The organism is Ruminococcus sp. NK3A76 (assembly GCF_000686125.1).
Lineage (GTDB): Bacteria > Bacillota > Clostridia > Oscillospirales > Ruminococcaceae > NK3A76.
The window spans coordinates 3,300,727-3,320,093 of record NZ_JMMA01000002.1 but is presented as its reverse complement, the minus strand read 5'-3'; the positions used below and the strand labels follow the sequence as shown (position 1 = coordinate 3,320,093).

18 protein-coding genes are annotated in these 19,367 nt (G+C 50.9%); 16 read left to right on the top strand and 2 right to left on the bottom strand.

The window, feature by feature from the left end:
- Nucleotides 1–3 precede the first annotated feature (3 nt).
- The 13 genes from CD05_RS0115455 (at nucleotide 4) to CD05_RS0115395 (ending at nucleotide 11,482) form a co-directional block, all read left to right on the top strand.
- Nucleotides 4–666 carry a hypothetical protein gene (locus CD05_RS0115455; RefSeq protein WP_028511241.1) on the top strand — a complete coding sequence of 221 codons (663 nt, stop codon included), beginning with the start codon at nucleotides 4–6 and terminating at the stop codon, nucleotides 664–666.
- Nucleotides 653–829, top strand: a complete 177-nt coding sequence (locus CD05_RS20735; protein WP_156947518.1) for a hypothetical protein — start codon at nucleotides 653–655, stop codon at nucleotides 827–829. The genes CD05_RS0115455 and CD05_RS20735 overlap by 14 nt, the downstream gene beginning before the upstream one ends.
- 33 nt (nucleotides 830–862) lie before the next feature.
- Complete coding sequence (pap, locus tag CD05_RS0115450; protein ID WP_028511240.1) at nucleotides 863–2,344, top strand: polyphosphate:AMP phosphotransferase; 1,482 nt, start codon at nucleotides 863–865, stop codon at nucleotides 2,342–2,344.
- 8 nt (nucleotides 2,345–2,352) lie between these two features.
- Complete coding sequence (locus tag CD05_RS20410) at nucleotides 2,353–3,735, top strand: D-alanyl-D-alanine carboxypeptidase family protein (protein ID WP_242841278.1); 1,383 nt, start codon at nucleotides 2,353–2,355, stop codon at nucleotides 3,733–3,735.
- Between the two features lie 34 nt (nucleotides 3,736–3,769).
- Nucleotides 3,770–4,699, top strand: a complete 930-nt coding sequence (locus tag CD05_RS0115440; RefSeq protein WP_028511239.1) for a diacylglycerol kinase family protein — start codon at nucleotides 3,770–3,772, stop codon at nucleotides 4,697–4,699.
- Nucleotides 4,700–4,992: 293 nt separating this feature from the next.
- Entirely contained in the window at nucleotides 4,993–5,661 is a 669-nt protein-coding gene (locus CD05_RS0115435; RefSeq protein WP_028511238.1) for an immunity 42 family protein, read from the top strand.
- Nucleotides 5,662–5,943: 282 nt separating this feature from the next.
- A complete protein-coding gene (gene fabD / locus CD05_RS0115425) occupies nucleotides 5,944–6,867 on the top strand; it encodes an ACP S-malonyltransferase (RefSeq protein WP_028511237.1) in 924 nt (307 codons plus the stop codon).
- A 15-nt stretch (nucleotides 6,868–6,882) separates the two neighbouring features.
- Complete coding sequence (locus CD05_RS0115420) at nucleotides 6,883–7,362, top strand: dCMP deaminase family protein (RefSeq protein WP_028511236.1); 480 nt, start codon at nucleotides 6,883–6,885, stop codon at nucleotides 7,360–7,362.
- A 37-nt stretch (nucleotides 7,363–7,399) separates the two neighbouring features.
- On the top strand, nucleotides 7,400–7,885 hold the full coding sequence (locus CD05_RS0115415) for a GNAT family N-acetyltransferase (protein ID WP_028511235.1): 486 nt from the start codon (nucleotides 7,400–7,402) through the stop codon (nucleotides 7,883–7,885).
- A gap of 56 nt (nucleotides 7,886–7,941) precedes the next feature.
- On the top strand, nucleotides 7,942–8,790 hold the full coding sequence (locus tag CD05_RS0115410; protein ID WP_028511234.1) for a shikimate dehydrogenase: 849 nt from the start codon (nucleotides 7,942–7,944) through the stop codon (nucleotides 8,788–8,790).
- Between the two features lie 195 nt (nucleotides 8,791–8,985).
- On the top strand, nucleotides 8,986–9,477 hold the full coding sequence (locus tag CD05_RS0115405) for a shikimate kinase (protein ID WP_028511233.1): 492 nt from the start codon (nucleotides 8,986–8,988) through the stop codon (nucleotides 9,475–9,477).
- A gap of 55 nt (nucleotides 9,478–9,532) precedes the next feature.
- Nucleotides 9,533–10,621 (top strand): LCP family protein, encoded by a 1,089-nt coding sequence (locus CD05_RS20120; protein ID WP_051589071.1) that lies wholly within the window; start codon nucleotides 9,533–9,535, stop codon nucleotides 10,619–10,621.
- A gap of 9 nt (nucleotides 10,622–10,630) precedes the next feature.
- Complete coding sequence (locus CD05_RS0115395; RefSeq protein ID WP_028511232.1) at nucleotides 10,631–11,482, top strand: prephenate dehydrogenase; 852 nt, start codon at nucleotides 10,631–10,633, stop codon at nucleotides 11,480–11,482.
- 49 nt (nucleotides 11,483–11,531) lie between these two features.
- On the opposite strand, the gene uvrC is transcribed toward CD05_RS0115395, so the two are convergent.
- The gene (uvrC, locus tag CD05_RS0115390; protein WP_028511231.1) at nucleotides 11,532–13,379 is read right to left on the bottom strand and encodes an excinuclease ABC subunit UvrC; all 1,848 of its coding nucleotides are present in this window, start codon (nucleotides 13,377–13,379) and stop codon (nucleotides 11,532–11,534) included.
- Between the two features lie 219 nt (nucleotides 13,380–13,598).
- A complete protein-coding gene (locus CD05_RS0115385; protein WP_028511230.1) occupies nucleotides 13,599–14,882 on the bottom strand; it encodes a Sapep family Mn(2+)-dependent dipeptidase in 1,284 nt (427 codons plus the stop codon).
- A gap of 204 nt (nucleotides 14,883–15,086) precedes the next feature.
- Here CD05_RS0115385 and CD05_RS0115380 point away from each other — a divergent pair, with 204 nt between their 5' ends.
- From CD05_RS0115380 to CD05_RS0115370, 3 genes are read left to right on the top strand one after another with little or no spacing between them, the layout of a single operon-like run.
- Entirely contained in the window at nucleotides 15,087–15,581 is a 495-nt protein-coding gene (locus tag CD05_RS0115380) for a hypothetical protein (protein WP_028511229.1), read from the top strand.
- A 32-nt stretch (nucleotides 15,582–15,613) separates the two neighbouring features.
- Nucleotides 15,614–17,440, top strand: a complete 1,827-nt coding sequence (locus CD05_RS0115375) for a dockerin type I domain-containing protein (protein ID WP_084262222.1) — start codon at nucleotides 15,614–15,616, stop codon at nucleotides 17,438–17,440.
- A gap of 33 nt (nucleotides 17,441–17,473) precedes the next feature.
- On the top strand, nucleotides 17,474–19,366 hold the full coding sequence (locus CD05_RS0115370) for a dockerin type I domain-containing protein (RefSeq protein ID WP_028511227.1): 1,893 nt from the start codon (nucleotides 17,474–17,476) through the stop codon (nucleotides 19,364–19,366).
- Nucleotide 19,367: the final 1 nt, after the last annotated feature.

Below are 19,367 nucleotides of genomic sequence, written 5' to 3'. Positions count from 1 at the left end.
ACGATGCCGGAGCGTGAGAGGGCTTTCTATTTCAACACAAGATACACCATAGGCGAGGAAAAGGACTTCCTTTCATCGTGCAGCGAGCAGCCGTATGCAAGTGTGGTATCGGCTGTTGATGCCGAAGTCTTTCTGAGCGCATATGCAAAGTTCCGCAGAAAAAGGGTGCTGCCGATATTACTGTTTTCGGCGGTGGGTGCGGCAATAATGACATATGCGTTTTTCGGCTCGACAAGGTGGGCGAACGAGAACGATGCCTACATGACGGCGATATACGCCTGCGTGCCGCTCGGGGTCGCTGCGGCGCTGGGGCTTAAGTCATATCTCAAAAGTGCGGCGTTTTTCAGGCACATAGGCCGCAAATACGGTGAGGACTGGGGCAGGATATGCGAGATATCCTTTTATGAGGGAGAGTTCACCTATCACGACCGTATGAGGCGGTGGCCGATGCTTGCAAAGGGCATCGAGGTGATACCCTACTCCGCCGTCTGCAAGATATACACAAACGACATATTCTTAGCCCTTATAGACAAGGACGACCGGAGCTTCTGCATGATGAAGGCTGACCTGCCGGCCGGGGCATATGAATGGATAACAGAGCGCTGCCAGAGGGCAAAGATAACTAAAGAGGCCGGGCTGGTGAAGCGGTCAAATGCCGCTTTCTGACTGCGAGAGAATGTTTGGGGCGGATTTCAAGGGCAATACCGCACGACCATTGTGTGTCAGATGCGCAAGTAGATGGCACACAAAGGTATCCGCCGGTGGTTGTGCGGTATTGTCCAAGATAAACGCAGGCACATCAAGAGCAGGCATTATCACAAACGAATGAAAGATCAACGACTGATAAAAAGGAGGAATACCCATGTTAAAGAACGCCATGCACGCTGAGAAAGGCATCGACTACAAGGAGAGAGCAAAGGAGCTCAGAGAGCAGCTGTGTACATTACAGCTTAAAATGAAGGAAAAGAGCCTGCCTGCGATGATAGTTTTCGAGGGGTGGGGCGCATCGGGCAAGGGCACGCTCATCGCTGACACGATAAAGCTGCTCGACCCGAGATTTTTCAGGGTAGTCTCCACCGTTGAGGCGACTGAGGCAGAAAAGCGCTATCCGAGAATGAAGCGGTATTTTGAGAGCATTCCCGAATACGGCAAGCTCGCTGTCATGGACAGGAGCTGGTACAGAGAGCTTGCAGCAGCAAGGATAGAGGAAGGGATATCCGACAAGGAATATGATAGAAGGACACGCTCGGTAAAGGTCTTTGAGCGGCAGCTGACTGACGACGGATATGTGATAATAAAGATATTTTTGCACATATCAAAGAACGAGCAGAAAAAGCGCTACGAGAAGCTGCAGGAAAGCGGCTCGACGAGCTGGCGTGTGACACAGAAGGACTTAAAGCAGAACAAGCACTACGACGACTACTACAAGGCCTTTGAGGATATGCTTGGCAAGACCAACACCGACAACGCTCCGTGGGCAGTGATAGATGCGACAGACAAGCAGTATGCAAGGTATGCGCTGTTTGAGCTGGTGACGACAAGGCTATCGCAGGCGCTTGACAAGGAGAGCGTTTATCCGCCTGAGGAAGACGTTGCAAAGCTCTTTGACATGAAAAAGACACCCAGGCTCTCGGAGGTAGTGCTGACTGACAAGGAGACAGCGCCTGAGGATTACAGCGCTAAACTCAAAGAGCTGCAGAAGGAGCTTGCAAAGATACACGGCAAGCTATACAAGAAAAAGATACCCGTTATCATAGCCTTTGAGGGGTGGGACGCAGCAGGAAAGGGCGGCGCTATAAAGCGTGTCGGCTCGGCGCTCGACCCGAGAGGCTACGAGGCTGTGCCGATAGCGGCACCGTCGGCTGCGGAAAAGTGCAGGCACTACCTATGGCGCTTCTGGACAAGGCTGCCGAAGGACGGGCACATAACGATATTTGACCGCACTTGGTACGGGCGTGTAATGGTCGAGCGGTTAGAGGGCTTTACCCCTGTAGAGCGCTGCGCCATGGCATACAAGGAGATAAACGAGTTTGAGCGTGAGCTTTCAGAGTGCGGTGTCGTGATACTCAAATTCTGGATGCAGATAGACAAGGACGAGCAGCTGAGGCGCTTTACCGACAGAATGAACACCCCCGAAAAGCGCTGGAAGATAACCGACGAGGACTGGCGCAACCGTGAGAAGTGGGACCAGTACGAGGCGGCGATTGACGAGATGATACAGAAGACCTCGACCGAGGCTGCACCCTGGACGATAGTCGAGGGAAATGACAAGAAATACGCAAGGCTCAAAGTTCTGGAGACAGTTACCGAAAGACTGAAAGCCGAGCTGAAAGACAGAAAGTAAAGAAAAAGATGAAAAAGCAAACTGCTATACTTTTGCTGTGCGTATGTGCGCTGCTGACCTCATGCGGTGAGACGGACAGCTCGCAGGGCAAGGTGACGACTGCCGGGCAGACATCTGCCGTAACTGAACAAGCAAGCGAAACGCAGACAGAGCAGCCGGAAGAAACGACCGCCGGGCAGGCGACAGAGAGCGAGACCGAGACTGAGACAGAGACTGAGACTACCACGACGACTGCAAAGGCCACGACGACTTCAAAGAAGACAAAGAAGACCACTGCCACGCAGGCATCGACCACCACTCAGGAGACGACCACGACGCAGGAGGTCACTACCACCACCGCGACTGCTCCGCCGGTGACTACTACCACGACCACGGCGGCGGTGACAACGACTGCGGCGACGACGACTGCAAAGGCCACCACAACAACATCTGCCATGACGACCGCCAAGGCCACGACCACAACGGCCGCTGCCGAGCAGACGACAAAGGCTCCGAAGAAGACGACTGCTGCTGTGACAGAGGCGCCAAAAGAGACTACGACCACCACGACTGCCACCAAGAAAAAGGAGAACCCTCCGGCTGCTGTAAAAGCGCCGGGAACGGTGGATTTCAGGGTGAGCACGACAAGCACAAAGACAAAGCTCAGCTGGAAAGCCGTTGAGGGGGCTGACGGATACGTCGTATGGATAAAGAGGAGCAAGGACGGCAAGTGGGAGCGCAGGAAGGAGACTACGAACACCTCCTGCCAGCTCAAAGAGCCGAGGAACAAGAACTATTCCTTCTGCGTAAAGGCATACAGGCTTGATGCTAACGGCAAAAAGGTCTACAGCGAGAAGGCTCATGCGAGCGCCTTCCCATATCTTTACAAGGAAAACGGCGTTACATACGTTGACGGCATACAGATTGTCAACAAGACCTACAGCCTGCCGAGCGATTACGGCAACGGGCTGACGCAGACGACGCTCGATGCATTCTACGAGATGCAGAGGGGCGCTGCAAATGACGGCATATCGCTCTGGATAACATCGGGCTTCCGCTCTTATGCGGTGCAGAGCTCGCTTTACTGGAGCTACGTCAACCGTGACGGCAGCCAGTGGTCGGCAGACCAGTATTCCGCAAGGCCGGGGCACAGCGAGCACCAGTCGGGGCTGGCGTTTGATCTGAACTTCGCAGGCACAGCCTTCAACGGCACGAGAGAGGCTCAGTGGATAGCGGGCAACTGCTACAAATACGGCTTCATTATCCGCTACCCATACGGCAAGGAGAGCAAGACAGGCTACAACTACGAGAGCTGGCACTGCCGATATGTAGGCAAGGAGCTTGCAAAGATACTCACCGAGAGCGGCCTGACGCTGGAGGAATACTACGGGCTGAGCTCGAGATACAGCTGACAGGCCGCCAACTGACAAATGGTAGGAGATAAAAATGCATTTTGATATAATATTAAACCCTGCCGGTGCATCGGGCAGGACGATAATGCTATGGGAAAGGCTTGAACACACGCTGACCAGGCAGGGCTGCGAATACACGCTGCACCAGTCGTCTGAGAAAAAGGGTGTCGAGGCCATTGTGAGCGAGCTGACCTCAAGGGGAGAATACACACGCCTGATAGTCATAGGCGGCGACGGCACGCTCAACGAGACAGTCAACGGCATAAAGGATTTTGAAAACACTGCCCTTGGCTTTATCCCCTGCGGCACGGGCAATGATATGCAGCGTGACATGGGACTGCCAAAAAGCAGAAAGGCTCTCATCAAGCGGCTGCTTGACGGCGAGGTAAAGCGCACGGCTGATGTGGGAGAGCTGACCTTTTACGGTGAAGACGGAAGCAGCAAGGTACGGCGCTTCAATATAAGCAGCGACATAGGCTTCGGGGCGGCGACCTGCTCTTTTGCAGACAAGTCACCGCTAAAGCCGATACTCAACCGCTTAGGGCTCGGGCGGCTGATATATCTTGTTCACGCAGTGAGGGTATGCTTTACCGCAAAGCCTGCAAATGTAGTGATACGCTACGACGGCAAGGGGTGTAGATACAGAAAGTGTCTGAGCGCCATTGCTATGAATCACTGCCACGAGGGCGGCGGCTTCAAATTCTGCCCTGATGCGAAATACGATGACGGGCTGCTTGATATCGTAGTCGGCACGGGGCTCACAAAGCTGGGCTTTTTAAGAATGCTGCCGCTTGCATACAAGGGCAGGCATCTCAAACTCAGGGGCATTTACTCACACAAGGCCAAAGAGGTCGAGATGATATCAGACATCCCCCTATGGGCGCACACTGACGGCGAGGTGCTTGGACAGGCAAGGCGTGTTAAGATGAGGGTGACGGGGGAGAAGCTGAGGCTTTTAGTTTAATTAATAGTGAACAGTTATGGTGTCCTGCTTACGCAGAACGTATGCCCATTCGGGCAAGCCGCCTAACGGCGCATATGTGGGGGCTTTGCGGTCGCCCCCACGCCCCTTCGCATTGTCCTTCCCCCACAGTTTAAGCTATGGAAAGCGCAAAAAAGCCTCCCCTGCTAAGGGGAGGGGGACCGCCGACCGCAGGTCGGTGGTGGAGGGGTTTAAAAATCCCGTCCTGCGAAGCAGGATACCACAATTATGCATTCTTAATCTTGCATTATGCATTACAATAAGAGGTGAAAACAATGGTTATAGGAGACCCGTACAAATTCGGTTTTCTGATAGACAGGGTCGGCGACTGGGAATATCCGCCGTATATAAACGGGCTGATGATTTTCTATCTGAACAAGAAGGCTTACCCGAAGGATCTGCGCACGACGACGCTGAGCATCGAGCTGCCGGAGCTTCTTGACGACAAGTCGCCGCTTTTAAAGCCTAAGCGCAACAAGCGGCTATGCAAGCTCGACGGTACGGCAAGATTTGAAAAGATAGCAGCGCTCACTTTCCCGGAGGACATTGACAAGAACAATGACTTTTCATACCTTGTGCCGTTTCACGAGATAAATGATTCAGGTATAGCGGTGTTCACGGTGACAGACGAGGAGCAGGTCATAATAATGGTCGGCGAATGGTCAGAGGGCAAGCTTTTGCAGACTGATGAGCGGATAGTTGACATACTCGAATACGAGAGCGTGATAGCGCAGCTGAAGGAATACTGCGACTCGCTGAACATTCCGCCGTTTGAGGAGGAAAAGCCGGAGGAGAAGGCCAAGGAAAAACCCAAGGCTAAAGCAAAGGCCGCCTCAAAGAAAAAGGCAGAGACAAAGCCCGGGACAGAGGGCAAAAAAGCTGTCAGAAAGCCTGCTGACAAGCCAAAGAGCGGCAAGGCGGCGGTACGCAGGGTGAAAAAATAAATCCGCAGCTTCGGAGGAGCAACAATAATGAATCATATTATTACTGAAACACTTGTGATCGTTTCAGTATTGTTGACTATATTTAGCAGTACAATTCGTTTTTCACGCTTTTCAGAAGTCGAAAGGAAAGAACGAAAAAAAGAAATGAAGATCATATATAGTATTTCTATAGCAGCTCTGCTTATAAATATAGTCGGTCTTATTATATCGATCAATTCCTATATATCGCAGTAACACATCTGCAAAAAGGAATATTACATTACAAAGGAAGGTATTACAAACATGGCAAAAAACATTTTTCTTTTCTCGGGGCAGGGCTCGCAGTATGTGGGCATGGCAAAGGAGCTTTATGACAGCTGCGAGGGCGCAAAGGCAGTCTTTGACAAGGCTTCCGAAGTGCTGGGCTACGACATAGCTGACATAACCTTCAACGGCCCTGAGGAGGAGCTCAACAAGACGCTCAACTCACAGCCGGCTATCATGGCCTGCTCTTTGGCTGCATTTGAAGCGGCAAAGGAGAAGGGCATAGCCTTTGACGGCGTGGCAGGCCACTCGCTCGGAGAGTATGCGGCTATGGTGGCTGCGGGTGTTGTGACGATAGATGACGGCTTCAAGCTCATCAAGGCTCGTGCAGCAGCAATGCAGAAGGCAGCAGAAGCAAACAGCGGCGCTATGTATGCGATAATCGGCCTTGATGCTGCTGAGGTAGAGAAGGTATGCGAGGAGACGGAAGGTTATGTAGTGCCTGTAAACTACAATTCCACTGTACAGACAGTCATAGCCGGTGAGACAGATGCCTGCGAGAGAGCAGCAGAAGTATTCACAGGAATGAAAAAGCGTGCTATAAAGCTCGGCGTGGCATCTGCTTTCCACAGCAAGCTGATGCAGAGTGCGGCTGATGAGTTTATCGAAGCTGCAAAGGGCGTTACATTCAGCGAGCCGGCGGTGGAGTTCTACTCAAACGTACTGGGCGAAAAGCTGACTGATTTCTCGGATATGCCAACACTTTTAGCCAAGCACATAGTAAGCCCTGTTAAGTTTACATCAGAGCTTGCCGAGATGGAAAAGGCAGGCTATGAGAACTTCATAGAGCTGGGGCCTAACAAGGTGCTGACAGGACTCGTTAAAAAGACACTCAAGGGCAAGAACGCCCTCAACATAGAAAACGCCGAAACGCTTGCCAAGGCGCTTGAAGCCCTCGGCTGAGAAATGGGGAATAATATGAAAAGACAGGACTATCTTTCGTGGGACGAATACTTTATGGGGCTGTCGCTGCTCTCGGCTATGAGGAGCAAGGACCCCAACACTCAGGTAGGGGCGTGCATCGTCTCGGAGGACAACAAGATACTGTCTGTCGGCTATAACGGAATGCCGATAGGGTGTGATGATGACGCCATGCCGTGGGCAAGAGAGGGAGCTTTCTTAGATACAAAGTACCCATTTGTGGCGCACGCAGAGCTCAACGCCATACTAAACCGCCCGACTGTGAGCCTTAAGAATGCGAGGATATATGTATCGCTTTTCCCGTGTAATGAGTGCGCAAAGGCGATAATCCAGAGCGGCATAAAAGAGGTCGTTTACTGGCAGAACAAATACGCAGGCACGGACGGGGTAAAGGCAAGCGAGATGATGTTCCGCATGGCAGGCGTGACGCTGCGGCAGTATACACCCTCGGGGAGAGAAGTAAAATTTGATGTGTAAAGCCCGATCGACAAATCGGAATATGTAGGTGAATAAGATGATCAAGGAAATTGATAGAAGTGATATATCAGAATGTGTTTCTGTTATTAAAGACAGCTTTATGACTGTTGCTGATGACTTTGGATTCACTTCTGAAAACGCCCCTCGATTTACAGCATTCGCCATATCGGACGATAGACTGAATTACCAATTGGATAACGAGCACCGAATAATGGTTGCATACTATCTTGATAACAAGATGATAGTTGGGTATTATTCCTTGCTTTTGCAGGAAGATAATCAATGTGAGCTGAACAATCTGAGCGTTCTTCCGGATCATAGGCATAAAAACATCGGTACCGCATTGTTAGATGATGCTTTTATTCGAGCTGAAAAACTTGGGTGCGTTAAAATCAATATCGGGATTGTTGAAGAGAATAAGATATTACGAAAATGGTATGAGGATAAAGGCTTTACTCATATTGGCACAAAAAAATACGACTTTTTTCCATTTGCTTGCGGTTATATGGTAAAGACATTATAACCTGAATTCCGCTTTATCATGGAAACACTATATGTAAAAAGGAGATCTGACACACTATGTCACACAACTATGCACTCTTAGGCGAGAGCCTTAAACACACGATGTCACCCCCGATACACAAGCGCCTTTTCGAGCTTAAGGGCAGGGAGTTCACCTACGAGGTGATAGAGCTCAAAGCTGACGAGCTTGAAGCAAACAAAGACAGACTCATGGCACTTACCGGCTTTAACATAACCATACCGCACAAAATGGGCATTATCCCCTACTGTGACACGCTTGCTGACTCGGCGAAGCGCTACAACTCGGTAAACTGCATTGACAACAAGGACGGCGTACACACAGGCTACAACACCGACTGCGACGGCTTTTTAAAAACTGTTGCGGCTATGGGTGTGGATTTTTCGGGCGATGTGCTGCTGATAGGCTGCGGCGGTGTAGGCAGAATGATGGCTATTGAAGCTGCACTCAAGGGAGCCAAGCTCACGATAGCCGTTTTACAGAGCGATATGCCCCTTGCAGAGCAGGTGAAGACCGAGATATCGGCAATGAAGCCTGACGCCGACATAAACATCGTGCTCAACACTGAGATACCGACAGACAGGAGCTACACGCTTTTGATGAATGCGACACCTGTGGGAATGTTTCCAAAAACAGATGCCTGCCCTGTGCCTGACAGCGTGATAGAGGCAAGCGGTGCGGTATTTGATGTTATTTACAACCCCCGTGAGACTGTACTGATAAAGAAAGCCAAAGCTCTCGGAAAGAAAGCCTCGGGCGGAATGGCTATGCTTGTTTACCAGGCAGTTTCCGCTCACGAGATATGGGACGGCGACAGCTACGATGATGCCGACATAGCACAGCTTATCTCTGACATGGAAAGGCTCGTGGAGGAGCAGTTTTGCTGACCGTCAGGTCAGCATTTGCAGCGTGTCGCCGCAAATGAGTTAAGAGTTGAGGTGTCGGCTTACACCGATGATCGCAAGCTGACAAGCCCCATTCGGGCGAGCCGTCTGCGGCGGCTATATGGGGGCTTTGCGGTCGCCCACACCCCTTCGCACACCGCATCTATGCATTGAAATCATACAAAAGGAGAAGAACCAATGATACCAATATTTCTCTGCGGCTTTATGGGCTGCGGAAAGACTACTGTCGGCAGGATAGCTGCCGAGAAGACAGGAAGGGCATTTATAGACCTTGACGAATACATCGAGCAGTCCGCAGGAATGACCATTCCCGAGATATTTGAAAAATACGGTGAAAAGCACTTCAGACAGCTTGAAACTGAGGCTTTGAAGCTGCTGAGTCACAGCTACTCGGTGATAGCCACAGGCGGCGGAGCGCTGCTTGACGGGATAAATGTTTGCATAGCAAGCAAAAACGGTCTTGTGATCTTTATTGACACGCCGTTTGAAATGTGCTATGATAGAATATGTGATGACCCGCACCGCCCGATAGCGGCTTCCTCTACTAAGGAGCAGCTAAAGGCACGGTTTGATGACAGGTACCCGAAATACAAGGCAAACAGTGCCGTGAAAATAAGCGGCGAGGGCACACCGGACGAGATAGCAGACAGGATACTTGAAGTTATATAAGGTAACACCGCACGTTCCTTGTGCAGGATCACCTTAACGTATAGGAGACGATAAAATGGCTGAACAAGCGATAAGAAAGAAAAAGAAAAAGAAGATGACCAAAAAGAAAAAGCTGCTGATAGCTCTGCTGATAGTAGTTATAATAGTAATCATTGCCTGCATTACGGCTGTGGCTATCATATTCCACTACATCGGCAAGGTCGAGGTCGAAGACCCGAAGGAGGCTTTCCCGATAGTCGATTCGATAGTTGACGACGACCTGACGAGCGAGCCCGACTCGCCGCCGGAGGTAATTGAAAAGGCAGACAAGAAGATAGACGAGAACCTTGCAAAGAATGCCACCGAGATAATAAGCGACGACAATGTCGTAAACATTCTTCTCATAGGCACTGACGCAAGAAGCAAGGAGGAGCGTGGGCGCTCTGACAGCATGATACTCGTATCGGTAAACAAGAACACCAAGCAGGTGATAATGACATCTTTCCTGCGTGACATTTACTGCAACATTCCCGACATCGAGAACACAAGGCTCAACCACGCATACGCATACGGCGGCCCTGACCTTCTGATAAAGACCCTTGAATCCAACTTCAAGGTAAGGATAGACAGATATGTAAGAGTAAACTTCTACTCCTTCTGCGATGTTGTAGACACTGTCGGCGGCGTTGACATTGACGTTCAGGATGAGGAGATATCCTACCTCAACAGCAATATGCCGCTGATAAACCAGTTAAAGGGTTATCCCGACAACGACGATCTTGTGACACATTCGGGGTTACAGACGCTTGACGGCAGGCAGGCTCTTGCTTATTCGAGGATACGTTATCTCGGCACCGACTTTGCACGAAGCGAGCGTCAGAGGACTGTTTTACAGAACCTCATAAACAAGATGAAGAAGCTGAGCTTAAGCGAGCTTTCTGACCTGCTCGATGTACTGCTGCCGCAGCTTGCAACGAACATGACACAGGGCGAGATGTTCTCATTCGTGGTTGACTCACCTGTTTACCTCAAATACGATGTCGTTCAGAACCGCATACCGGCTGACGGCACATGGAGCTTTATAACCGTTAGACAGATGAGCGTTATTGACGTAAACTTTGATGAGAACATAGAAGAACTGAGAAAAACGATATACGGGGAGTAAGTTAAAAAAATGAAGATATGCGTTGCAGGCCTCGGGCTGATAGGCGGCTCGCTTGCAAAGGCCATAAAGAAAAACACAGACGAAACAGTATACGGTCTTGACATAAACCGTGAGACGATAGCGAGCGCACTCGCACAGGAGACCATTGACGGCGAGCTGACCCCAAAGGAGCTTGGCTGCTGCGACATGGTGATACTGGGGCTTTACCCTCAGGCGACCATCGATTTTATAAACGAGAACAAAGGCTATTTCAGAAAGGGCAGCATTGTCATCGACACCTGCGGCATCAAGCAGTCGGTAGTCGAAGCAGCGGAAACGGCACTTGAAGGCACAGGTGTATCCTTCCTTGGCTGCCACCCGATGGCAGGGCGTGAGTTCTGGGGCTTTGCGTATGCTCTTGACAATCTTTTTGACAGGGCGAGCTTTATAATGACCCCGACAGAGAAAACTCCTGCCGAGGTAGTCGAGAAGGTCAAGGGGTTTGCGCTTAAGATAGGCTTTGCAGGCTGTGTGACGGCAACTCCGAGAGAGCATGACGAAGTCATAGCCTTCACCTCACAGCTGGCACACGTTGTATCGAGTGCATACATCAAGAGCCCGAGCTTATTCAAGCAGGCAGGCTTCTCGGCAGGGTCTTTCAAGGACCTGACCCGTGTTGCAAAGCTGAACGAGGATATGTGGACTTCCCTTTTCCTGCTAAACCGTGAGCCGCTGCTTTTTGAGATAGACCACATTATCAAAGCGCTGACCGATTACCGTGATGCGATAAGAGACGGTGACTCAGACAGGCTGCACGAGCTGCTTAAAGAAGGCAGAGAGCTCAAGGAGCAGTCTATCAGAAATGATGTTAAAAAGGCATAAAGGCATAAAAAAAAGACTGCTTCGGCAGTCTTTTTTTGCATCTTAACGCTTACATCTCATCTATTATCCTTTTAAGCTCCTGCGCTGTCTGCTCGTTAACGCCTGCTGTGCGTTTTATTTCCTCAAGCGTTGCTGCTTTGAGCTTCTCGGTGGTCTTGAACTCGCCCATGAGCTTTGCTGCCTTTTTGGGGCCTATGCCGTTTACCCGGGTAAGAGCCGATGCAAAGCTCGCCTTCTTGTGGCGCTTTGTCATGAAAGCCACGCTGTAGCGGTGAACCTCGTCCTGAATGGCCGTCACAAGATTGAAAGCACTCCTTGCCTTTGTGAGCGATATCTCTCCCCCGCCTGTGGCGACTGCACGGGTGCGGTGGCGGCTGTCCTTGACAAGACCGTAGACCGGCACGTCTATGCCCATTTTCCTGATGACGGGTGTGACGGTATTGACATGACCCTTGCCGCCGTCAAGGAATATCAGGTCGGGCAGCGTTTTAAAGCACTCGTCCTCGCCCTTGAAGTAGTTCTCAAACCTTCTTTTTAGCACCTCCTGCATTGATGCGTAGTCATTCTGGCCGTCAACGTTCTTTATGGCAAAGCGCCTGTAGTGCTTCTTAAGCGGCCTGCCGTCCTCAAAGACGACCATTCCTGCCACCATATCAGACGATGCGAGGTTTGAGATATCGTAGCACTCGATTATCTTCGGCACCTTTTCCATTCCGAGAGCCTTGGCAAGCTCATCAAGCGCCTGGGCTTCACGGCCTGTGCGCCCCATACGGATAGAAAGATACTCGGAAGCATTGGCCTTTGCAAGGGTCGTGAGTCTTAGCAGGCTGCCCTTCTGGGGAACGGATATATAGACTGCGTGCTGCGTCTTATCACGCAGGAAACGTGTGATATCCTCGCTTTCCTGCTCATCTATGCCGTCTGCGAGCAGGATATGAGCAGGGATATCCTCGCTTGCGCTGTAATACTGCATAAGAAAGCCTGTGAGCATAGCCGTCGGCTCGTCAGTCTGTTCAAGGAAGAAATCAGCCTTGTCGTAGAGTCTGCCGCCACGGTATTTTATAACGCTTGCGCAGGCGTTTTCGGAGTTTGCGACTATGGCTATACAGTCGCAGTCCTTTATATGCTCATCTATTATCTTCTGGCTCTCGGCGGCCTTTTCTATAGCCCTGATACGGTCACGCAGGCGTGCGGCGAGCTCAAAATCAAGCTCCTCGGCGGCCTTTTCCATCTGAGCGGTGAGCTTTTCTATGCTATGGCCCGAGCCGCCCCTGATATAATCTATCGCCTCGTCTATTACCGAGCGGTACTCCTCTTTGGATATCTTTCCACGGCAGACACCCATACACTGCTTGATATGGAAGTTAAGGCAGGGGCGCTCTTTGCAAAACTCCTGCGGGAACTTCTTTTTGCAGGTCGGCAGGCGGAAGACCCTATTTGCCTCATCGACTGCCTGTCTTACTGCGAATGACGAAGTATAAGGGCCTATATACTCAGCGCCGTCGTCCTGCTTTTGCAGCTCACCTGATATCCTTGGGAAATCCTCATTGGTGACACGGATATAGCTATAGCCCTTATCGTCTTTTAGCAGGATATTATACTTTGGCTTATACTGCTTGATGAGCGAGCATTCGAGCACAAGCGCTTCAAACTCGGAATCGGTCACGATAAAGTCATAGTCGTTGACGCAGCATACCATTCTTGCGACCTTGGGAAGGTGGTCGGCACTTTTACGAAAATAGCTCGTCACACGCTTGCGCAGGCTCTTGGCTTTGCCGATATATATTATCTTGCCCTGTGCGTTTTTCATGATATAGCACCCGGGGCTCAGGGTGAGCTTACTTGTCTTATCACGCAGATACGGCAGGCGTGGGTTCTGCTCCTCGGTGACGTACATCAGGCCGGCCTCCTTTCTTTTATCAATGCTTTATTGTATAGGCAATACCGCACGACCATTGTATGTCAGATGCGCTGACAAATTTTTCGTCAGATTGCCTATATCCGCCGCAGTTTTACTGGCGTAAGACAAGGTGGATTTGGGCGATATGACGGAAAATTTTAAGCATATGGCATACAAAGGCGTAAGCCGTTGGTTGTGCGGTGTTGCCTATAGCTTTTATCCGCATATCTCAACTATTGCATTTGCGTACATATTGCAGTTTATCATAAATGTTTCAAGGCTGATATGCTCATCTGCGCCGTGCATATTGTTCTGCTCGTCGGGAAACTCTGCGCCGAAGGCAACGCCGCCCTCGGTGTTATGCACATATGTTATACCGCCCTCTGAGATGCACTCGCCCTTTTCGCCGAGCACGTCTTCATATACCTTGAGCAGTTTCTGCACGAAATCGCTCTTTTCATCGACATAGTGTGGCTCAAAGCCCTCGCAGCTGTCCACCTCAAAGCCGGCGCTCTGTAAGGCTGCGGTGATCATCTCTGTTATTTCGGCAAGAGTTTTGTCTATGGGGTATCTTATATCAACGCCGCCGTGCAGCCTGCCGCCCTCGGTATTAAGGAGTGTCAGCGCACAGGTCATAGTACCGGACACCTTATCGGAAAAGCCCATGCCGCAGCTCTTGCCGTCGCACTCGCCGTGAGGGAAAAGCCTGCCAAGGCCTATCTTGCCGTCCTTATCGTATACCGAGAGGAACTTGGTTATCGCATTATCACCGTTCTCGGGGCGTGAGCCGTGAGCTGCCTTGCCTGCCGAGACGACCGTCTTGCCGTCAACTACCGCTTCACAGCGCTCGGGGATAGCGTTAAGAGAGATACCGCCCTTGATACTGCTTATATGCTCATCGGCAAAGGGCTTTGAGAATTTGATATGCAAAAGCCCCTTTTCGCAGTTGAGCACCGGGAAAGAGCCGTCAGGCGTGAAGACATTCTTCGGGAAGGGGCGCTTTTGCTGGTAGTAGACGATATCGTTGCAGCCCCTCTCCTCATTGCCGCCCATGACAGCACGGAAGCCCTTTTTAAGCGGTATGCCGAGCTCCTTTATACACTTCATGGCATATAGCACAGCGATGCTCGGGCCCTTGTCGTCTATAGTGCCCCTGCCGTAGAGCACGCCGTCACGCTCGGTAAGAGTGAACGGGTCGCTGTGCCAGCCGTCCTTAGATGCAGGCACCACGTCAAGGTGCGAGAGAATGGCAAGCACCTGCTCCTTATCGTCAAAGTCGATATCTATAGCGTAGTTATCGTAGTTTGTGGTAATAAATCCGTTTTCCCTTGCAAAGGCCTGCGCCCAGGCAAGCGCTGCTGCCGAGCCCTCGCCGAAAGGCTTCTCATCATTGCCCGGCTTAAATGACGAATCTATCGCCACGAGCTCTGCGAGCGACTTTATCATCTGCTCCTTGTGCTGCTCAAAATACTCAGCTATTCTTTCTTTTATCTGTGACATATCAAAGCCCCCTAATATCAGAATATCTTACAGAACTATTATATCACACTACCGCTCACAAAGTCAATCGCTTTGGCATATCCCACAAAAACGTTGGTGGTTTTTTTATACATCGGGTGTTTACAAGTTAGTTAAAATATGTTATAATTTAGGCAACAGCGCACGCTCGACGTGCAATAAACAGACACTCAGGAGGTAATTATCATGGCAGAGAAATTCACAGTTACATTTGGCAGCTTACCCAAAAACGTTGACGAGCTCAAAGCTCTCCCCGAAGCAAGCCTTTCAGAGCCGCAGTTTGCAGCAGCACTTTTTGTGGCAGCAGTGGCGAACTTCCCCAATGACAGGGAGGCAACATACGAGATGATAGACTTTCTGCGTGGGCCTCGCCCTCTCTCGGCTTATGACAAGTCGTTCATCAAGGACAGGTTTATGGACGCAGACTATGTGCCGAGGTCGTATTTTGCAGGCTCATCGCCCGAGAACAAATACACCCCCACCGAGCCCTACACGATAACCTTCGAGACAAACCCCTACTCCTACGATGACGAGGGTTATGTAAAGCTGTGGGTACGCTCATCGGGCGCTGACAGCCCCCGTGACATCGTGCTCAGAAAGCAGGGCAGCACGGGCAAATACTTCTTATGGGAGCAGCACGTTTTAGTAGGCATACGCCCCTGCGATGACCCGTGGGCATAAGATACTATTTATGATCAAAGGGGTTTAAGGATATGAAGCGGATATTGTCACTATTGACAGCGTTTGTGCTGGTGCTGGCACTCGGGGCGTTCCTGCCTGAGGGCGTGCTCGGCATAAAGGCTGATGCAGCGGTATCATATATGCAGATACTGACTGCGACTGACGGCGGTGTGGTATCTTTTGACAACGAGAACTACTACACGAGCGCCTTCTCATCATACTCAGAGGGAGCTTATGTCACGATATATGCAGCTCCGTGCAACGGCTATGAGTTCAAGGGCTGGCGCAAGGGAAGCAGCAGCACGATCATAAGCACATCAAAGAGCATACGCAACCTTTGTGTCGAAAAGACCACATACACGGCTGTTTTTGAACTAAAGAGCGGCTACTTAAAGCAGACTATCACAACTGCCGGCAACGGCATGATAAGCACAGATATCGAAGGTGTCAACAGCTTCTGGGGCACGAAGATATGCATAGGCGCTCAGAAAGGACACACATTCAGGCTTTATCAGAAAGCAAACACCGGCTATCACTTTGACTACTGGCAGTACCCCGTGACAAATGCAGAAGATGACCGCCTTGATGAGCAGAACCGTGCATACCCGCCGAAATACGGAATGATCGCCTCTTTTTCCGGAAAAGCAAACGGTTCGGGCACATACACGGCACACTTTGCGATAAACGAATATACCGTGACATTCCACGACATAGTGCCTGCTGAGAACAGCTCTGTAGGGTACGAATACGACTACAAAAACCAGGTGACCGTAAAACACGGCGACACTGTCAAGCCCTATACCGACACACCCGGCATCAGCGAGACTTACAAGCCCTATGTCGGCGTAGGCTGGAGCCTTTACAAGCGCAACGGCGCTGATGACCTGTTCGATTTCTCGACACCTATCACAAAGAACACCGACCTTTATCTGCAGTACAAGGCTTCGGGCGCTAAGTATCAGATAAATGTAGTAGCATCACCTGCTGAGGGCGGCATTGCTATGGAAACGAGCCACTATGACGATTGGTACTACAAGCCCGGCGAGACAGCCATGCTCACTGCCGACCCCAACGAGGGCTACGAGTTTGTTTACTGGATAGAGGACACGCAGCTCCAGAGGCAGTACATCAATCAGGTAAACATTAGAGTTTCCGTCAATGGCAACACGACCTACACGGCTGTATTCAGAAAAACTGATGCAAACCGCTCGTCATATGCGGTAGTAGTACAGGGCGGCGCACCCTATGCAGCAACAAACGGCTCGCAGCGCAAATACGAAGCTGCCAAGGGCACTAAGATGAAGATAATAGCAGACCCGCCGCCAAGCTCGGGACTGGTATTCCAGAAGTGGAATGTGGTAAGCGGCAATGTAAAGCTTGATGATGCCACCTCGGAAGTGACTACATTCACAATGCCGGCAGGCGATGTAAAGATAAAGGCGGAATACAAGACAGTATACACCGTTATATATGATGCAAACGGCGGCCTTGGCTACATGGAGGAGGAATATGTAGCTTCCGGCGACAAGCTGACACTGCCCGAGTGCGGCTACACAGCGCCTGACGGCATGGTATTTGACAAGTGGGAGCCTGGCAAGCCCGGCGACAAGGTAAGCATAACCGCCGACAGGACGATAAAGGCTGTATGGAAGAAAGCATCAGCCCGCACCCCCGGCGACTTAAACGGCGACACTAAGATAGACCTCAAAGACGGCCTGCTCATAAGTCAGCACCTTGCCGGCTGGAAGGTAGAGATAAACCTTAGCAGCGCCGATGTAAACGGCGACAACAAGGTAGACCTTAAGGACGGCCTGCTGCTTAAGCAGTTCCTTGCAGGCTGGAAGGTAGAGCTTGTCTGACAGACAAAAGAAAACCGAAAGGGAGTATGAAAAGTGAGAAAAGCAGGCAGCAGGATCTCAAAGGTGATCGCCGGCGGCATGGCGATGCTCATGGCGCTTGGCAGCAGCTCTGTGCCGCTTGACGGTGTGGCTGACACATTCACAGCCAAAGCCGCAGCACGCATAAAGATCGACAGCAAGACTTTCCCCGATAAAACATTCATGGAGCTGATATCCACCAGAGACTACGACCGCAACGGCGACACTTATCTTGACGATGAGGAGATAACTCTTGCACGCAACATATACTGCGACGGCATGGACATCAAGTCGCTGAAGGGCATAGAGGTGTTCACTGAGCTGCAGGGGCTATACTGCACCGACAACGAGCTGACGACGCTCGATGTAAGCAAGAACACCGAGCTGCGTGGCGTATGGTGCTCGGGCAACAAGTTCACAAGCCTTGACTTCTCAAAGAACAAGGAGCTTTTATGGCTTTACTGCTTTGACTGCAACATAAGCACGCTGAACATAGCACAAAACACCAAAATGTCATACCTTGAAGTCAGCGACAACCCTTTAAAAAAGCTCGACCTTTCACCTTTCAAAGACCTTGAACATCTGATATGCGCAAGCTGCGAGCTCGACAAGCTCGATTTCACACACAACAAAAAGCTCACGCACATTGATGCTATGTACAACCACTTCACAAAGCTCGACGTGACAGGGCTTACAAAGCTAAAGCGCCTTGACATATGGGGCAACACAGAGCTCGGCGAGATAGACATAAGCAAGAACACAGGCTTGCAGTATTACAACTGCGCATACAACGGTGTCAAGAGCCTTGATGTAAGCCACAACCCGGAGCTCAACAAATTAAGCTGCGGCTACAATCAGATAAAGACGCTTGACCTTTCAAACAACCCGAAGCTGGTGTATCTTGACTGCGCCTGCAACGGCCTTGGCAAGCTCGATGTATCAAACAACCCCAATCTGCGCTTTTTACAGGCATTCACAAACCCATTCACAACACTTAACATAGGCGACTGCCCATATCTTGTAAAGACCTACAAGGAGGGTGTCAAGGTATACGAGGGCGACGTTTGCGACGGTCACTCGTGGACGATAGACTACGGCGAGGACGACTCGACGCAGGGCGACAGCATATTCTTCCTGTGCTTTGACGACAAGGTAAAGCTGAGCACGACCGCCACAAAGCCTGTGCCCGCCTACCCTGAGGAGAAGGAGCCCTCTGACACAAGGGAGCTTGTGAAAAGAGAGGAATTCGTTCAGCGGCTCTACAAGCTGGCAGGCAGCCCGAGTGTCAAGGGCCTGAAGACAAGGTTCACAGACGTAAAGGCAGGCGCTTCGTATGAGGCAGCGCTGCTGTGGGGAGAGGCACACAACATCTGTGTAGGCTACCCCTACAAGTCGGCAGACACCTTCGGCGCAGGCAAATGGCTTTCAAGGCAGGACGCAGCGCTCATGCTGATGAGGTTTTCCGAGTACATGGGCTACAAGAGGTCTATCGACTTCGGCAGGAGCGATGATTACCTTGACTACTACGACATAGACTTTGACCACTGGGAGGCTATATGCTGGTCGGCCACATACGACATCATGGAGGGCAAAGGCGAGCCCGGAGCCCCCAGGGAAGAACAGATGATAGACCCCCTCGGCAAGGCAACGAACACCGAGCTTTACCAGATGCTCAGAAACCTCGCTGAGGTCAACGGCGTGTCCTTTGACCTTCGCTTGGCAGGCGATGTGAACGGCGACGGCAGGGTAGACCTTAAGGACGGGCTGATGTTCAAGCAGTATCTTGCAAACTGGAACGTAAAGATAATAGCTGAGAATTCAGACGTAAACGGCGACAAAAAGGCAGACCTCAAAGATGCAATGCTTCTTATGCAGTATCTTGCAAGGTGGAAGGTAGTGCTCAAATAAA

Bases quoted from the DNA above. Each gene is read 5' to 3' on its own strand.
- CD05_RS0115455 (WP_028511241.1), top strand. From the start codon at position 4: ATGCCGGAGCGTGAGAGGGCTTTCTATTTCAACACAAGATACACCATA.
- CD05_RS20735 (WP_156947518.1), top strand. From the start codon at position 653: ATGCCGCTTTCTGACTGCGAGAGAATGTTTGGGGCGGATTTCAAGGGC.
- pap (WP_028511240.1), top strand. From the start codon at position 863: ATGTTAAAGAACGCCATGCACGCTGAGAAAGGCATCGACTACAAGGAG.
- CD05_RS20410 (WP_242841278.1), top strand. From the start codon at position 2,353: ATGAAAAAGCAAACTGCTATACTTTTGCTGTGCGTATGTGCGCTGCTG.
- CD05_RS0115440 (WP_028511239.1), top strand. From the start codon at position 3,770: ATGCATTTTGATATAATATTAAACCCTGCCGGTGCATCGGGCAGGACG.
- CD05_RS0115435 (WP_028511238.1), top strand. From the start codon at position 4,993: ATGGTTATAGGAGACCCGTACAAATTCGGTTTTCTGATAGACAGGGTC.
- fabD (WP_028511237.1), top strand. From the start codon at position 5,944: ATGGCAAAAAACATTTTTCTTTTCTCGGGGCAGGGCTCGCAGTATGTG.
- CD05_RS0115420 (WP_028511236.1), top strand. From the start codon at position 6,883: ATGAAAAGACAGGACTATCTTTCGTGGGACGAATACTTTATGGGGCTG.
- CD05_RS0115415 (WP_028511235.1), top strand. From the start codon at position 7,400: ATGATCAAGGAAATTGATAGAAGTGATATATCAGAATGTGTTTCTGTT.
- CD05_RS0115410 (WP_028511234.1), top strand. From the start codon at position 7,942: ATGTCACACAACTATGCACTCTTAGGCGAGAGCCTTAAACACACGATG.
- CD05_RS0115405 (WP_028511233.1), top strand. From the start codon at position 8,986: ATGATACCAATATTTCTCTGCGGCTTTATGGGCTGCGGAAAGACTACT.
- CD05_RS20120 (WP_051589071.1), top strand. From the start codon at position 9,533: ATGGCTGAACAAGCGATAAGAAAGAAAAAGAAAAAGAAGATGACCAAA.
- CD05_RS0115395 (WP_028511232.1), top strand. From the start codon at position 10,631: ATGAAGATATGCGTTGCAGGCCTCGGGCTGATAGGCGGCTCGCTTGCA.
- uvrC (WP_028511231.1), bottom strand. From the start codon at position 13,379: ATGTACGTCACCGAGGAGCAGAACCCACGCCTGCCGTATCTGCGTGAT.
- CD05_RS0115385 (WP_028511230.1), bottom strand. From the start codon at position 14,882: ATGTCACAGATAAAAGAAAGAATAGCTGAGTATTTTGAGCAGCACAAG.
- CD05_RS0115380 (WP_028511229.1), top strand. From the start codon at position 15,087: ATGGCAGAGAAATTCACAGTTACATTTGGCAGCTTACCCAAAAACGTT.
- CD05_RS0115375 (WP_084262222.1), top strand. From the start codon at position 15,614: ATGAAGCGGATATTGTCACTATTGACAGCGTTTGTGCTGGTGCTGGCA.